General features: G+C 30.8%; 21 protein-coding genes. All 21 read left to right on the forward strand.

The window, feature by feature from the left end; all coding sequences use genetic code 11:
• Positions 1–631: 631 nt before the first annotated feature.
• The 21 genes from VUJ46_RS02465 (at position 632) to VUJ46_RS02565 (ending at position 14558) form a co-directional block, all read left to right on the forward strand.
• Positions 632–1048 carry a hypothetical protein gene (locus VUJ46_RS02465; protein WP_326983430.1) on the forward strand — a complete coding sequence of 139 codons (417 nt, stop codon included), beginning with the start codon at positions 632–634 and terminating at the stop codon, positions 1046–1048.
• 439 nt (positions 1049–1487) lie between these two features.
• On the forward strand, positions 1488–2075 hold the full coding sequence (locus VUJ46_RS02470; RefSeq protein WP_326983431.1) for a hypothetical protein: 588 nt from the start codon (positions 1488–1490) through the stop codon (positions 2073–2075).
• Between the two features lie 97 nt (positions 2076–2172).
• The gene (locus VUJ46_RS02475; protein WP_326983432.1) at positions 2173–2670 is read left to right on the forward strand and encodes a hypothetical protein; all 498 of its coding nucleotides are present in this window, start codon (positions 2173–2175) and stop codon (positions 2668–2670) included.
• Between the two features lie 175 nt (positions 2671–2845).
• Positions 2846–3511, forward strand: coding sequence for a hypothetical protein (locus VUJ46_RS02480; protein WP_326983433.1), 666 nt, complete (start codon positions 2846–2848; stop codon positions 3509–3511).
• A gap of 4 nt (positions 3512–3515) precedes the next feature.
• The gene (locus VUJ46_RS02485) at positions 3516–4055 is read left to right on the forward strand and encodes a hypothetical protein (RefSeq protein WP_326983434.1); all 540 of its coding nucleotides are present in this window, start codon (positions 3516–3518) and stop codon (positions 4053–4055) included.
• A gap of 66 nt (positions 4056–4121) precedes the next feature.
• Complete coding sequence (locus VUJ46_RS02490; protein WP_326983435.1) at positions 4122–4292, forward strand: hypothetical protein; 171 nt, start codon at positions 4122–4124, stop codon at positions 4290–4292.
• A complete protein-coding gene (locus VUJ46_RS02495; protein ID WP_326983436.1) occupies positions 4243–4950 on the forward strand; it encodes a hypothetical protein in 708 nt (235 codons plus the stop codon). The genes VUJ46_RS02490 and VUJ46_RS02495 overlap by 50 nt, the downstream gene beginning before the upstream one ends.
• Before the next feature lie 3 nt (positions 4951–4953).
• Positions 4954–5472, forward strand: a complete 519-nt coding sequence (locus tag VUJ46_RS02500) for a hypothetical protein (protein WP_326983437.1) — start codon at positions 4954–4956, stop codon at positions 5470–5472.
• Positions 5473–5628: 156 nt separating this feature from the next.
• On the forward strand, positions 5629–6042 hold the full coding sequence (locus tag VUJ46_RS02505; RefSeq protein WP_326983438.1) for a hypothetical protein: 414 nt from the start codon (positions 5629–5631) through the stop codon (positions 6040–6042).
• 143 nt (positions 6043–6185) lie between these two features.
• On the forward strand, positions 6186–6725 hold the full coding sequence (locus VUJ46_RS02510; protein WP_326983439.1) for a hypothetical protein: 540 nt from the start codon (positions 6186–6188) through the stop codon (positions 6723–6725).
• Between the two features lie 338 nt (positions 6726–7063).
• Complete coding sequence (locus VUJ46_RS02515) at positions 7064–8089, forward strand: RHS repeat-associated core domain-containing protein (RefSeq protein ID WP_326985067.1); 1026 nt, start codon at positions 7064–7066, stop codon at positions 8087–8089.
• Between the two features lie 3 nt (positions 8090–8092).
• Complete coding sequence (locus tag VUJ46_RS02520) at positions 8093–8617, forward strand: hypothetical protein (RefSeq protein ID WP_326983440.1); 525 nt, start codon at positions 8093–8095, stop codon at positions 8615–8617.
• A 66-nt stretch (positions 8618–8683) separates the two neighbouring features.
• A complete protein-coding gene (locus tag VUJ46_RS02525) occupies positions 8684–9517 on the forward strand; it encodes a hypothetical protein (protein ID WP_326983441.1) in 834 nt (277 codons plus the stop codon).
• Positions 9518–9529: 12 nt separating this feature from the next.
• Positions 9530–10042 carry a hypothetical protein gene (locus tag VUJ46_RS02530; protein ID WP_326983442.1) on the forward strand — a complete coding sequence of 171 codons (513 nt, stop codon included), beginning with the start codon at positions 9530–9532 and terminating at the stop codon, positions 10040–10042.
• Positions 10043–10292: 250 nt separating this feature from the next.
• Positions 10293–10517, forward strand: a complete 225-nt coding sequence (locus VUJ46_RS02535) for a hypothetical protein (protein WP_326983443.1) — start codon at positions 10293–10295, stop codon at positions 10515–10517.
• Positions 10501–11109: a hypothetical protein gene (locus VUJ46_RS02540; RefSeq protein ID WP_326983444.1), complete on the forward strand. Its 609-nt coding sequence runs from the start codon at positions 10501–10503 to the stop codon at positions 11107–11109. Before VUJ46_RS02535 ends, VUJ46_RS02540 begins: the two co-directional genes overlap by 17 nt.
• A 45-nt stretch (positions 11110–11154) precedes the next feature.
• The gene (locus tag VUJ46_RS02545) at positions 11155–11646 is read left to right on the forward strand and encodes a hypothetical protein (RefSeq protein WP_326983445.1); all 492 of its coding nucleotides are present in this window, start codon (positions 11155–11157) and stop codon (positions 11644–11646) included.
• A 4-nt stretch (positions 11647–11650) separates the two neighbouring features.
• The gene (locus tag VUJ46_RS02550) at positions 11651–12190 is read left to right on the forward strand and encodes a hypothetical protein (protein WP_326983446.1); all 540 of its coding nucleotides are present in this window, start codon (positions 11651–11653) and stop codon (positions 12188–12190) included.
• A gap of 211 nt (positions 12191–12401) precedes the next feature.
• Positions 12402–12998: a hypothetical protein gene (locus VUJ46_RS02555; protein WP_326983447.1), complete on the forward strand. Its 597-nt coding sequence runs from the start codon at positions 12402–12404 to the stop codon at positions 12996–12998.
• 9 nt (positions 12999–13007) lie between these two features.
• On the forward strand, positions 13008–13433 hold the full coding sequence (locus VUJ46_RS02560) for a hypothetical protein (RefSeq protein ID WP_326983448.1): 426 nt from the start codon (positions 13008–13010) through the stop codon (positions 13431–13433).
• Between the two features lie 114 nt (positions 13434–13547).
• Positions 13548–14558, forward strand: coding sequence for an RHS repeat-associated core domain-containing protein (locus VUJ46_RS02565; RefSeq protein ID WP_326985068.1), 1011 nt, complete (start codon positions 13548–13550; stop codon positions 14556–14558).
• Positions 14559–15191: the final 633 nt, after the last annotated feature.

The following is a 15191-nucleotide window of genomic DNA, read 5'->3' on the forward strand; positions in this document are numbered from 1 at the left end:
TATACAAATCCATCGAGTTTACTTCAAATGAAATTGGGGGAAGTTTTTTGATTGATTGGAAAGCCTCTTTGGTAGTAGATGCTCTCATTTATTCTATAATTTGTACATTATTCATTTATTACACTATTTTTTTTGACAGGTACATTCATCTAAGCGAAAGTAACATTGATGTATTAATAATTGTTATTCCTGTTTTTTTGCTTAATTATTTCGTTTTTCATCATCAAAATAAGTGGAAAAATATTATTATTTCTTTTGATCAATTACCTAAAAAAAAGAATATCATTGGAGGGTGGATTGTGTTTATCATTATTGTCTTCATCATAGGTAATCTGATCTATTCATTTTACCTAATGAGCCTGATCGATTGGAGCAAGTACCCATAATATTATGTGTAGTAAAAAGCAGATTATTTTTAGTCATTCCAACATCGAAAAGCTAAAGAAAATGGATGGAGAGTATAAAAATGGGAAATAATCAGCTGCTTTTTTCATATTTAAAGTAAATAAATTCAGCACCATTTTATAAAGCCTTATGAATTAGGGCATTTACACAATGCCCTAATTTTGATTTAATCATGATGAAAGGATATTCGGCAATATATCCTTATGGATCTCAAAAATTTTAAATTATGAAAAAAGCTTATTATTACTTTTTCTATAAGTTATACAAAATAATGTTGTGGACATCGTCGCCTTTTGAAAATTTCTATAGTAAGTTTAGAGCCAGCCTGGCTTTGATCGCTCTGGAGCTTTGGGTTATTTTCACAATTCGAAATTATTATCACATTGTGAATAATAGTAACCCAAAGCTGAGTTCTAATTTACTACTGTACGTAATAACAGCTCTTATTATAATTTCAAATTATATATCAATTGATTATTATAATTATGTATGGGAAAAATACAAAACTGAGTTTGATAAATTACCGAAGAAAAAAAATACTTTAGGAGGAATTATTGTATGGGGAATCATTTTATTTATAACCGTGAATTTTCTTTTATCAATACATTATTTATATCAAAAATTTTATGGTATATTAAAATAGTAAAGATGAAAATTGGTCAAGATTTATATTATTCAGAATATATAGGAATATTTCAAACAACAGAGACCGATTTTTCAGATAGCTATAGTGTATTTTATCTTATAAACCATCAAAGAATCACCCGATTTAAAATCATGGGATTGTATTATAGTAATATAGATGACATAGTAAAAAAAATACCTTTAACCTAGATTAAAAATACCTTGTCGATGAAAAAATATTTGTATTTATTATTTACAGGGAAAATAAGAATCGAAAAATGATAATTCTGCGATAAGAGTTTTAGTCTTATTTAACAGAATCATGCGAAGAGGATAAAGATGGTAAATAATTAATTATATTTTTAATACTTAGAGAAAACAATATATTAGGTAATCAATAATACCTTAATTTTGATCTAATCAGTATGATAAAATGTACATAGATTCAGCCGGGATCGATGTTTAATTATTTTGCCAATGGAGGAAGCGTAGATGGTCTTTCTTTTAATAAAGGATATGCCATATGGTCTACCATGGATGATGCTAAAAGCAATATGTATTATGACGGAGATCAGATGTTATCGGGAGATACGGGAGGTATTAGCTTTCATAGAGCAAAATTTAGTAGCGATTTTAGTCAAACTATGTCAAACATCTCATGGCTAGCAAATACGTTAATTGGAGCTGGTGCTACTGCCAATATCCCTGGAACTGGTGCATTTAGGCACAATGAGATTTGGCACGTTACTAAAACTAAAGGAACGTCTTTTGTGTGGCAAGATAGATGGCGTAACCCAGGAGCCAAATATTGGAGAGGGCAACAGGTAAGAGCTTATGAGCCCGCAAAACGGTTAGGAAATAAATTAACGAAAGCCAGAGGAGTACTTTTAGCCGCAGATATTGCAATGTCGGGGGAAGTAAAACCATCACATGCAATTAATGCCTTTATGCTAGGTATTTCAAGAACAGGAATTGGGTCAATAGTTGCAGGCGCTTGGTTTGTTGCCGATATGGGAACAGGGGGCAGTCAATTATTTAAACGGTAATGGTTTTAATACACTGTCTGATGTTATTGACAAATCAGTTGCAAATGAATATGGTAAACTTGAACTATATGATGGACTTTATTAAAAAAATAGGATCATGAAAAGCAAATTTAATACATCGCGTTTCCTTAATGTTTTATTGGTATTATTTGGTTTTATTGTTTTATTAATTTTTACAATTAAAATTTTAAATAAAATGTATATAAAAGGTGTTAGTACAAATGATTATATATTTCTCACTTTCTTTATTACACTCATTATATTCGCTATAAAACATCTAAATGATATTAAATATATTGTAGTACAGAAAGAGAAAATACGCTTTTTTTCAATTCTAAGACCCTTTGGTAAAGATTTATATTATTCAGAATATATAGGAATATTCCAAACAACAGAGACCGGTTTTTCAGGTAGCTATAGTGTATTTTACCTTATAAATCATCAAAGAATCACCCGATTTAAAATCATGGGATTATACTACAGTAATATAGATGAAATAATAAAAAAAATACCTTTAACCAATATCAAAAACACCTTGTCAATGAAAAAATATTTGTATTTATTATTTACAGGGAAAATAAGAATCGAAAAATGATAATTCTGCGATAAGAGTTTTAGTCTTATTTAACAGAATCATGCGAAGAGGATAAAGATGGTAAATAATGAATTATATTTTTAATACTTAGAGAAACAATATATTAGGTAATCAATAATACCTTAATTTTGATCTAATAAGTATGATAAAATGTACATAGATTCAGCCGGGATCGATGTTTAATTATTTTGACAATGGAGGTAGCGTAGATGGTCTTTCTTTTAATAAAGGATATGCCATGTGGTCTACCATGGATGATGCTAAAAGTAATATGTATTATGACGGAGACAATATGTTAACAGGAAATTCTGGAGGAATGACTTTTCATAGAGCAAAATTTGGGTCGGTTATGAATAACTGGTATGATATAGGCAGCAAAGCAAACTGGTTTGTATCAGCAGCGGGCTCCGGCATTGGTACTTTTGCAGATAGATTTTATATTGGTACAGCAAGACCCAATGCTCCCATTAGCTTTTTTGGCAGAAATTATTATGGTAATGGAAGAACTTTTATTAAAGCGGCGCCTGTAGCTGGTGCAATAGGTAAAATTTCTTTTTGGGGAGGCCTCATTATGGATGCTAAAGGAGTCATGAATTATGCAGAAGATCCGAATTCTCCTAATGCTGTTCATCCAGGAAAAGCAGGAATAAATACGGTTATGGGAATAATAGGTTATAAAGGAGGAGCATATGGGGCAGTAATTAGTACATTATATTTTGGAGTAGACGCTTTCTATCCTAGAGGATGGATTGGAGCTTCTGAGACTGCCGCAAGAACGGAAGCTTATGAGCAACAAATGACGGGTCATCCATTTTTCAGTAATTCAGCATTAAAATTTTAAAATTATGAGAAAAATAAACAAAATTTATGACTATTTTTTTTATAAAATGTATAAATGGGTAGAATATACATCAGAATTGGGAGGTGGAAGATTTTGGAATGATTGGAAAGCAAGCTTATCAATGGATATGTTACTATATTTTATTATAATGTCCATATTCATTTATTATAAGCTATTTTTTGGACATTATATTTATATGATTACTTATAATAAAAATGTGTATATTCTAGTAATTCCCATATTCTTATTTAATTATTTTGTTTTTAATCACAATGACCGATGGAAGTATATAATACAAAAATTTGATCATTTACCTAAAAAAAAGAATATCATTGGCGGATGGAAAGTATTTATCATCGTATTACTAATAATAAGTAATCTTATATTTTCATTTTATTTATTATCTCAACAGGCAAAACAAAATCAAACAGGACCTTATGCTCCGGAAGTTGTAAAAAAAGAAAGAAAAGAAGACTCTTTACAGAAAACTCAGCAAATTGAAAAGCTAAAGAAGATATATGGTGAGGATAAAAATGATAAGTAATCAATTATATTTTAGTAATTACAAGACAATAATTTTTAAAACAATAGAAATCATGGCGTTAGCGCAATGTTCTGGTTTTGGTTTAATCAGGATAGAACCATTGATATCTCTGGAAGAACGCCTTATTTTACTTCCGGTAGGCAGATGCATAATTCATTCTTGGGGATAAACCCCGGAGAGGGCGGCGGTGGCGGCGGATATTCCTTCAGCGGAAATTCAGCCGGGATCGATGTTTAATTATTTTGACAATGGAGGTAGCGTAGATGGTCTTTCTTTTAATAAAGGATATGCCATGTGGTCTACCATGGATGATGCTAAAAGTAATATGTATTATGACGGAGACAATATGTTAACAGGAAATTCTGGAGGAATGACTTTTCATAGAGCAAAATTTGGGTCGGTTATGAATAACTGGTATGATACAGGCAGCAAGGCAAACTGGTTTGTATCAGCAGCAGGCTCTGGCGTTAGTAGTTTTGCAAACAGATTTTATATTGGTACAGCCAGACCCAATGCTCCTATTAGCTTTTTTGGCAGAAATTATTATGGCAATGGCAGAACTTTTATTAAAGCGGCGCCTGTGGCAAGAAGTATTGGAAAGTTTTCGTTTGTTGTAGGGGTGGGTATGGATACAATAGGTACTTTAAATTATTTGGATAATCCTAGTTCCCAAAATTCTGTTCATCCTGGAAAAGCAGGATTAAATACCGTAATGGGAATAATTGGTTATGAAGGAGGAATACCCGGATCAATTATCAGCGCTTTATATTTTGGAATTGATGCATTTTATCCAGGAGGATGGGTTGGAGCATCACAAACAGCCGATAGAACTGAAAAATATGAGCAACAAATGACTGGACATCCATTTTTTAGTAATTCAGCATTAAAATTTTAGTCTATGGAAAGAATAAAAAAAGGTTATTATTATTTGTTTTATAAACTCTATAATCATTATGAAAATAGTTCGACACCTTGGTGGAGTGATTTTAAAGCAAGTACTTCAATCGCAGCTTTAGAAATATGGCTAATAATATCTATAGTAAATTATTTTTTATTGATTACGGGAAAAACGACTGGAAACCTAAATATTCGAGATCCTTATGTTTTAATTCCACTTATATTGCTTTTTTTAATCCATTACTTTGCTTTTATTAATACTGATATCTGGAAAAAATATAATAATGATTTTGATAAATTATCTAAAAAAAAGAATAATACATATGGTATTATTACTTGGTGTACTATAATATTTATAATCATTAATATGATATTTTCATTTTATTTATTATTTCAACGAGCAAAACATAATCAAACAGGACCTTATGCTCCGGAATTTGTAAAAAAAGATTCTTTACAAAAGGCTCAGCAAATTGAAAAATTAAAGAAGATATACGGCGAGGATAAAAAAGATAAGTAATCAATTATATTTTTTGTACTTAAAAAACCACATTTTATAAAACTCAAAAAATTAGGATATTCATACAATACCCTAATTTTGGTTTAATCATGATGACGAATGATATTCAATGGTCACAGGATATTATATATCCAGTACATCTCAAAAATTTTAAATATGAAAAGAGCTTATTATTACTTTTTCTATAATTTATACAAAATAATGTTGTGGACATCGTCGCCTTTTGAAAATTTCTATAGTAAGTTTAGAGCCAGCCTGGCTTTGATCGCTCTGGAGCTTTGGGTTATTTTCACAATTCAAAATTGTTACGAAATAGTTAAAGTGACTGATTCAAAATCAAACTCCAATTTATTTATATATATAATGGGTTTAGCTATTATAATCTCAAATTATGTATTATTTGATTATTATGACCATGTTTGGAAAAAATATAAAGGTGAATTTGATAAATGGTCTAAAAGAAAAAATAAAATTGGGGGAATTATTGTATGGATAATAATTTTATGTATAACGGTAAGTTTTTTCTTTTCGACATTTTATTTACATAAAATTAATTTTGGAACATATTAATAGAAATTATCTCTGTTGTCGTGAATTTATAACAAAATAGATTTGATTGTGAGCATCATAAACAGCCGATAGAACTGAAAAATATGAGCAACAAATGACGGGTCATCCATTTTTCAGTAATTCAGCATTAAAATTTTAAAATTATGAGAAAAATAAACAAAATTTATGACTATTTTTTTTATAAAATGTATAAATGGGTAGAATATATATCAGAATTGGGAGGTGGAAGATTTTGGAGTGATTGGAAAGCAAGTTTATCAATGGATGGAATTATATACTTTATCATTATTTCATTATTTATATATTGTAAAGTGATTTTCGGATACACTATAGATATAAATTTTGATAATAGATATGTATTAATATTGGTTATTCCTGTAGCTCTATTTAATTATTTTGTATTTAATCACAATGACAGATGGAGACGAATAATAAGTACTTTTGATGAACTACCAAGCAAAAAAAATGTAATTGGTGGTTGGATAGTGTTAGGAATTATTTTAATGATAATAAGTAATTTAATATTTTCATATTATTTATTATTTTCTCAAGCTAAAACGAATCAAGTTGGACCTTATGCTCCGGAAGTTGTAAAAAAAGAGAGAAGAGAAGATTCTTTACAGAAGGCTCAGCAAATTGAAAAATTAAAGAAGATATACGGCGAGGATAAAAAAGGGAAATAATCAGTTGCTTTTTTCATATTTAAAGTAAATAAATTCAACACTATTTTATAGAGCCTTATGAATTAGGGTATTTACACAATACCTTAATTTTCATTTAATTAAGATACTAATAGGAATTATTTCTAATGTCACGGATATCGGAAACGAAAATAAAGAATATTTATTACAGTTTGATTTAGAAGATACTTTTAAAATTGAAATTCCTGAAGGGGATTTTTATACGATAAAGAATTTAGGTGATGGGAATTATTTAGCTTTAAATAAAAAAGGAGAAGTTTATGAACTTATACACGAACCCTACTCTGTAAAAAAAATTGCTGATTCTATTGTAAATCTTAATATCTAATCCCGCTGCGCAAAGTCTCTCGTCTTTTAACAACAACGGAAAAGAGCTTCAGGAGACGGGTTTTTATGATTACGGCTGGCGCCAGTATATGCCTGATCTGGGACGATGGAACGGGATCGATCAGCTGGCGGAAATGTACCTCTCCACCAGTACCTACGCCTATGTTGCAGGAAATCCGGTCTCGTATGCGGATGTAGACGGAAGATGGTTTAATTCTGACGGCTCTATTGACACCTCGGGATATACGCCTCGGTTTACCTCTTCAAGACAGATGCGTAACTCGTTTTTAGGAATAAGCCCGAATGATGGCGGCGGTGGCGGCTACTCCTTTACTGGAAATGCCGCGGGATCCATGTATAACTATTTTGCGAATGGAGGAACCATAGACGGTCTTTCTTTTAATAAAGGGTTTGCCATGTGGTCTACCATGGATGATGCTAAAAATAGCATGTACTATGATGGAGATAATATGTTAACAGGAAATTCTGGAGGAGTGACTTTTCATAGAGCAAAATTTGGGTCAGATATGAATAACTGGTATGATACAGGCGGCAAGGCAAATTGGTTTGTATCAGCAGCAGGCTCTGGCGTTAGTAGTTTTGCAAACAGATTTTATATTGGTACAGCCAGACCCAATGCTCCTATTAGCTTTTTTGGCAGAAATTATTATGGCAATGGCAGAACTTTTATTAAAGCGGCGCCTGTGGCAAGAAGTATTGGTAAATTCTCGTTTGGTCTTGATGTAGTAATGGATCTTAAAGGTATGCAAATTTATGAAATTGATAAAACATCACCTAATGCAGTACATCCAAGTAAAGCACTATTAAATACTGTAATGGGTCTAATAGGAACAGAAGGTGGAACTTATGGTGCAATAATTAGCGCTTTATATTTTGGAGTTGATGCTTTTTATCCAGGAGGTTGGATTGGAGCTTCAGAAACTGCAGCTGAGACTGAAGCATATGAACAGCGAATGACTGGACATCCATTTTTTAGTAATTCAGCGTTAAAATTTTAGTTTATGGAAAGAATAAAAAACGGGTATTATTTTATGTTTTATACATTATACAGTAGAGGAAAGAAGTCAGCCACAATTTTTCCTTATGATTTTATAGCAAGTTTATATATCATTATTCTTGAAATATTAATTATAGTATCTCTCACAAATTATTATAATATTATCTTTAAAACAGATTCTGGTATATTATCAAATGAAATATGGATCTTGATTGTTATAACATTGACTCTAATTGATTATTTTTTACTTTATAGTAAAAATCAATTCAAATTTATTGTTAGAAAATTTGATTATTTTTCAAATGAAAAAAATAAAAGAAATAAACAAGTAGTTTATGCAATTATAATTTTGATAATTATGAATTTAATTTTCTCGTTTTATTTGTTGTCCCAACTTGCAAAACAGAATCAAACAGGTTCTTATGCTCCGGAAGTTATAAAAAAAGAAAGAAAAGAAGACTCTTTACAAAAAACTCAGCAAATTGAAAAGCTAAAGAAGATATATGGTGAGGATAAAAATGATAATTAATCAATTATATTTTAGTAATTACAAAATAATAATTTTTAAAACAATAGAAATCAAGGCGTTAGCGAAATGTTCTGGTTTTGGTTTAATCAGGATGGAACCATTGATACCTCTGGAAGAACGCCTTATTTTACTTCCGGTAGGAACATGCATAATTCATTCTTGGGGATAAACCCCGGAGAGGGCGGCGGTGGCGGCGGATATTCCTTCAGCGGAAATTCAGCCGGATTGATGTTTAATTATTTTGCCAATGGAGGAAGCGTAGATGGTCTTTCTTTTAATAAAGGATATGCCATATGGTCTACCATGGATGATGCTAAAAGCAATATGTATTATGACGGAGATCAGATGTTATCGGGAGATACGGGAGGTATTAGCTTTCATAGAGCAAAATTTAGTAGCGATTTTAGTCAAACTATGTCAAACATCTCATGGCTAGCAAATACGTTAATTGGAGCTGGTGCTACTGCCAATATCCCTGGAACTGGTGCATTTAGGCACAATGAGATTTGGCACGTTACTAAAACTAAAGGAACGTCTTTTGTGTGGCAAGATAGATGGCGTAACCCAGGAGCCAAATATTGGAGAGGGCAACAGGTAAGAGCTTATGAGCCCGCAAAACGGTTAGGAAATAAATTAACGAAAGCCGGAGGAGTACTTTTAGCTGCAGATATTGCAATGTCGGGACAGATAAGACCTTCTCATTGGATAAATGCAGCAATGTTAGGTGCGTCTACAACGGGAGTAGGATCAATAGTCGCAGGAGCATGGTTTGTAACAGATATGGGAGTTGGTGCGATTAATTATATGAGCGGAAGTGGCTTTACTACTTTATCAGACGTTATTGACCAAAGTGATTGGGGGCAAAGGAAGACCATAGAAATGTATAATGGATTATATTAAAATTTAAAAAAAATGATAAAAAGTAAAATTCATCTTAACTGGTACTTATGGTTTTTATTTTTGATTTTTTTATTTGTTTTTGGTTTTATTATGTATATTATAAAACCTATTATATCTTTAATAGAAGGTGAGGATAATTTTTCATATATCACATTTACTCTCCTCTTCTTTTTTTTTGAACTCTTTTTAATAGTTGTCATTAAAGATTTTAAATATTTGGTTATAGATCGGAAAAAGAATAATCTCAAATATTATTCTATTCTCGGTCCTCTTGGGAAAACTTTAGATTTAGATTCTTTTGACAATAAAATTATAACATCAGAAATAAGTATTCGAGGGCAGTATGACGTTATTCATCTGATAAAGAATGGATATACTGTTTTCAAAATAAATGGATTGTTCTATGATAACTTTAAAGAAATAAATTCTTCCATACCATTAAAAAGAGTCTACAACTATAAGTTTAACTTGAAATTATACCTGAAGCTTTTGTTTACGGGGAAAATAAAAATTGAAAAGGAGTAATTAAGATTACGATATTTAACAAAAAAGCACATGGAGAAGAAAGGAATAAAGTTGAGTAATAAGAAGTTTTTATTGTCTATGAAAGAAGTTTAATGTTTTTAATTGCATGTATTTTAATAATTTTTATTCCTGAAGTATTTATCAGAGTTTTAATGAAAAATACTTTAATTATAGACTTTATGAACAGGCAAAACGTTTAGGAAGTAGATTAACAAAAGCCGGAGGAGTACTTTTAGCCGCAGATATTGCAATGTCGGGGGAAGTAAAAGCTTCACACTACATTAATGGTGGTATGTTAATTCTTTCGGGAACAGGAGTTGGGTCAATAGTTGCTGGTGCCTGGTTTGTTGCAGATATGGGCACAGGGGCAGTCAATTATTTAAATGGTAATGGTTTTAAAACTCTTTCTGATGTTATTGATGAAAGTAGCTTTGGACAAAAAATAAGTTTCGAAATGTATGATGGATTATACTAAAAGTAAATTTTCAGGAGATACTTTCTTTTGGGGTATTTTTTCTATGGTTTGGTTAATCTTTGGAAGTATAATGATTGGTAAACTTTTAAGAAATTATTCTTTAAAAGTCAGTGATAGCTTAGTTTTATTATTACTAATTGCCCTATTTTATCTTTTGATAAATTTTCTAAAACATATCAAAATCATTAAGATAAAAGGAAATGAGTTGCGATATTATTCTATACTAAAACCTTTTGGTAAGTTGGTTTGTCTTTCAGATTACACAGGCAAAATAGTCCTTACAGAATCGGGAAGCCGGGGAAGTTATAGAGTAGTTTATTTAATTGATAAACAAAATAAAACTGCATTTAAAATAATGGAGCTCCATTACAAGAATTTTGATGAAATAAATAGAGCTTTAAATATAAATATTATAAAGTTTTATCCATCTATTGGCCAATACTTTAAGCTTTTGTTTTTTGAAAGAATAGCAATTAACAATACTGATCTTACAAATAATAATATAATCAATATTATTATTCGATTTTTTACTTTAATAAGTATTTTAGGAACAATATTATTTACATTATCAATTTTAATAAAAAGATTTTGATTATGATAAAAAGTAAAATTTCATAGAGCAAAATTTGGGTCGGTTATGAATAACTGGTATGATACAGGCAGCAAGGCAAATTGGTTTGTATCAGCAGCAGGCTCTGGCGTTAGTAGTTTTGCAAACAGATTTTATATTGGTACAGCCAGACCCAATGCTCCTATTAGCTTTTTTGGCAGAAATTATTATGGCAATGGCAGAACTTTTATTAAAGCGGCGCCTGTGGCAAGAAGTATTGGAAAGTTTTCGTTTGTTGTAGGGGTGGGTATGGATACAATAGGTACTTTAAATTATTTGGATAATCCTAGTTCCCAAAATTCTGTTCATCCTGGAAAAGCAGGATTAAATACCGTAATGGGAATAATTGGTTATGAAGGAGGAATACCCGGATCAATTATCAGCGCTTTATATTTTGGAATTGATGCATTTTATCCAGGAGGATGGGTTGGAGCATCACAAACAGCCGATAGAACTGAAAAATATGAGCAACAAATGACTGGACATCCATTTTTTAGTAATTCAGCATTAAAATTTTAAAATTATGAGAAAAATAAACAAAATTTATGACTATTTTTTTTATAAAATGTATAAATGGGTAGAATATACATCAGAATTGGGAGGTGGAAGATTTTGGAGTGATTGGAAAGCAAGTTTATCAATGGATGGAATTATATACTTTATCATTATTTCATTATTTATATATTGTAAAGTGATTTTCGGATACACTATAGATATAAATTTTGATAATAGATATGTATTAATATTGGTTATTCCTGTAGCTCTATTTAATTATTTTGTATTTAATCACAATGACAGATGGAGACGAATAATAAGTACTTTTGATGAACTACCAAGCAAAAAAAATGTAATTGGTGGTTGGATAGTGTTAGGAATTATTTTAATGATAATAAGTAATTTAATATTTTCATATTATTTATTATTTTCTCAAGCTAAAACGAATCAAGTTGGACCTTATGCTCCGGAAGTTGTAAAAAAAGAGAGAAGAGAAGATTCTTTACAGAAGGCTCAGCAAATTGAAAAATTAAAGAAGATATACGGCGAGGATAAAAAAGGGAAATAATCAGTTGCTTTTTTCATATTTAAAGTAAATAAATTCAACACTATTTTATAGAGCCTTATGAATTAGGGTATTTACACAATACCTTAATTTTCATTTAATTAAGATACTAATAGGAATTATTTCTAATGTCACGGATTTATAACCTAAGAGAACCGAGCAAGATTTGCTCCAAAATGGGTAAAAGAAGTGTATAATTTAACTTTTAAATAATATGTTTAGATTATTTAAAAAAAATAAAGAGAATAAATTTGGAGATGATGAATTGAAATTTTTTCAAAATATCATCAATATTTTACCTAGTCCATATTCGTATTTACGAAAATCAGTAACAAAAGATTTTATTTTAGGATGGAAGGCAAATGAATTAGGTTATTCAGATGCATATACTTTTTTATTAAATGCAAATCTTGAAAAAGAATTTAAGAATAAGAAATTACCACGTTTTTTCATTTTAAAAAATATTGGGATATGGGAAGCGTCTATGAAAAAATACATTCATGTTGAGTTAGATATTTTTACTGGATTTTTAGGTGGTTTTAAATCTGAAAGTATAAACTTTAAAAATTTTGATTTTACAAAAGTTGACTTGTCAGCATTTACCGAAAAGCATTTTAGCGAAGGATCTATTGGTGCATCTGTTGGAGTTATTTATTTTGGAGTAGATAATTTTTATGATGATCAAAATGGAAATAAAGGTTGGTCAGGATTCTTTAATAATGCAAACGCAACACAAAGTATGATAGATAATGGTTTTAACCAAGCAGGGCCTTATCGATATAGCATCATGGGAGCTCATGAACCTAAATAATTAATATTTATGGAAAAAATTAAAAGAGCATATTACTATTTTTTTTATAAAATTTATAAATCAATTGAATGTACTTCCGGATTAGTAGGAGGAGCATTCTGGACAGATTTTAAAGCTGGTATAGCTTTAGGAGTGTTGGAAATTTGGCTTTTGAGTTCATTATTAACTTACTATTCCTTATTAACTAATATAAAATTAAATTTAAGTATTACTAACCCAATAATTTTAATACCATTAACAACTCTTTTTATAATAAATTATTTTGCTTTCATTCATAAAAATATTTGGAAAGATTATAATAGAGAATTCGATAAGTTATCTGAGAGACAAAATAAAAAAGGAAGTATTATTGTCTGGATCATTGTTATATTTATTGCAGCTAATTTTTTTGGATCCGCATATTTATTACAAAAATATGTTTACAAAATATATTAAAAGAGTGAATATTTGCTATTTTCTTTAGAGAAAAACAAGTAACTCTGGAGATCTAAAACGCTCACAGCTTTATTCTTTTTAGGATCAAACACGTTAGCAGCTCTAACGTCTCAGCTGCGTAGAGTTTCCAAAGGGAAGGAGCTTCAGGAGACGGGTTTTTATGATTACGGCTTGCGCCAGTATATGCCTGATCTGGGACGATGGAACGGGATCGATCAGCTGGCGGAAATGTACCTCTCCACTAGTACCTACGCCTATGTTGCAGGAAATCCGGTCTCGTATGCAGATGTAGATGGCAGATGGTTTAATGCCGATGGAACCATTGATACCTCTGGAAGAACGCCTTATTTTACTTCCGGTAGGCAGATGCATAATTCATTCTTGGGGATAAACCCCGGAGAGGGCGGCGGTGGTGGCGGATATTCCTTCAGCGGAAATTCAGCCGGATTGATGTTTAATTATTTTGCCAATGGAGGAAGCGTAGATGGTCTTTCTTTTAATAAAGGATATGCCATATGGTCTACCATGGATGATGCTAAAAATAGCATGTACTATGACGGAGATAATATGTTGACTGGGAATTCTGGGGGAATGACTTTTCATAGAGCAAAATTTGGTTCGGTTATGAATAATTGGTATGATGTAGGCGGCAAGGCAAATTGGTTTGTATCAGCAGCGGGCTCCGGCGTTGGTACTTTTGCAGAAAGATTTTATATTGGTACTGCCAGACCCAATGCTCCCATTAGCTTTTTTGGCAGAAATTATTATGGTAATGGCAGAACTTTTATTAAAGCGGCGCCTGTGGCTAGAGCTATTGGTAGATTTTCTTTTGGTATAGCTGTTTTAATGGATTATGGAGCTCTTGAAAGAGGGGAAATATCTGAAAATAAATTTTATTTTAATACAGCGATGGGAGCTTATGGCTTAACCCCTGTAGGAGCTATACCAGCAATGCTGTACTTCGGTGTAGATGCTTTCTATCCAGGTGGATGGACAGGTAACGCAAAGTATCCCGGAGCAATAAAAGATACTGAAAGAAGGCAAGGACAATTTGACAGTATTATTAATGCAAATTCCGGAATGCCAAGACAGTATGTTTTTCCTTATGGATCACAAAAATTTTAAATATGAAAAGAGCTTATTATTACTTTTTCTATAAGTTATACAAAATAATGTTGTGGACATCGTCGCCTTTTGAAAATTTCTATAGTAAGTTTAGAGCCAGCCTGGCTTTGATCGCTCTGGAGCTTTGGGTTATTTTCACAATTCGAAATTATTATCACATTGTGAATAATAGTAACCCAAAGCTGAGTTCTAATTTACTACTGTACGTAATAACAGCTCTTATTATAATTTCAAATTATATATCAATTGATTATTATAATTATGTATGGGAAAAATACAAAACTGAGTTTGATAAATTACCGAAGAAAAAAAATACTTTAGGAGGAATTATTGTATGGGGAATCATTTTATTTATAACCGTGAATTTTCTTTTATCAATACATTATTTATATCAAAAATTTTATGGTATATTAAAATAGTAAAGATGAAAATTGGTCAAGATTTATATTATTCAGAATATATAGGAATATTTCAAACAACAGAGACCGATTTTTCAGATAGCTATAGTGTATTTTATCTTATAAACCATCAAAGAATCACCCGATTTAAAATCATGGGATTGTATTATAGTAATATAGATGACATAGTAAAAAAAATACCTTTAACCTAGATTAAAAATACCTTGTCGATGAA

The organism is Chryseobacterium sp. MYb264 (assembly GCF_035974275.1).
Lineage (GTDB): Bacteria > Bacteroidota > Bacteroidia > Flavobacteriales > Weeksellaceae > Chryseobacterium.

Bases quoted from the DNA above. Each gene is read 5' to 3' on its own strand.
- VUJ46_RS02465 (WP_326983430.1), top strand. From the start codon at position 632: ATGAAAAAAGCTTATTATTACTTTTTCTATAAGTTATACAAAATAATG.
- VUJ46_RS02470 (WP_326983431.1), top strand. From the start codon at position 1,488: ATGTTTAATTATTTTGCCAATGGAGGAAGCGTAGATGGTCTTTCTTTT.
- VUJ46_RS02475 (WP_326983432.1), top strand. From the start codon at position 2,173: ATGAAAAGCAAATTTAATACATCGCGTTTCCTTAATGTTTTATTGGTA.
- VUJ46_RS02480 (WP_326983433.1), top strand. From the start codon at position 2,846: ATGTTTAATTATTTTGACAATGGAGGTAGCGTAGATGGTCTTTCTTTT.
- VUJ46_RS02485 (WP_326983434.1), top strand. From the start codon at position 3,516: ATGAGAAAAATAAACAAAATTTATGACTATTTTTTTTATAAAATGTAT.
- VUJ46_RS02490 (WP_326983435.1), top strand. From the start codon at position 4,122: ATGTTCTGGTTTTGGTTTAATCAGGATAGAACCATTGATATCTCTGGA.
- VUJ46_RS02500 (WP_326983437.1), top strand. From the start codon at position 4,954: ATGGAAAGAATAAAAAAAGGTTATTATTATTTGTTTTATAAACTCTAT.
- VUJ46_RS02505 (WP_326983438.1), top strand. From the start codon at position 5,629: ATGAAAAGAGCTTATTATTACTTTTTCTATAATTTATACAAAATAATG.
- VUJ46_RS02510 (WP_326983439.1), top strand. From the start codon at position 6,186: ATGAGAAAAATAAACAAAATTTATGACTATTTTTTTTATAAAATGTAT.
- VUJ46_RS02520 (WP_326983440.1), top strand. From the start codon at position 8,093: ATGGAAAGAATAAAAAACGGGTATTATTTTATGTTTTATACATTATAC.
- VUJ46_RS02525 (WP_326983441.1), top strand. From the start codon at position 8,684: ATGTTCTGGTTTTGGTTTAATCAGGATGGAACCATTGATACCTCTGGA.
- VUJ46_RS02530 (WP_326983442.1), top strand. From the start codon at position 9,530: ATGATAAAAAGTAAAATTCATCTTAACTGGTACTTATGGTTTTTATTT.
- VUJ46_RS02535 (WP_326983443.1), top strand. From the start codon at position 10,293: ATGTCGGGGGAAGTAAAAGCTTCACACTACATTAATGGTGGTATGTTA.
- VUJ46_RS02540 (WP_326983444.1), top strand. From the start codon at position 10,501: ATGATGGATTATACTAAAAGTAAATTTTCAGGAGATACTTTCTTTTGG.
- VUJ46_RS02545 (WP_326983445.1), top strand. From the start codon at position 11,155: ATGAATAACTGGTATGATACAGGCAGCAAGGCAAATTGGTTTGTATCA.
- VUJ46_RS02550 (WP_326983446.1), top strand. From the start codon at position 11,651: ATGAGAAAAATAAACAAAATTTATGACTATTTTTTTTATAAAATGTAT.
- VUJ46_RS02555 (WP_326983447.1), top strand. From the start codon at position 12,402: ATGTTTAGATTATTTAAAAAAAATAAAGAGAATAAATTTGGAGATGAT.
- VUJ46_RS02560 (WP_326983448.1), top strand. From the start codon at position 13,008: ATGGAAAAAATTAAAAGAGCATATTACTATTTTTTTTATAAAATTTAT.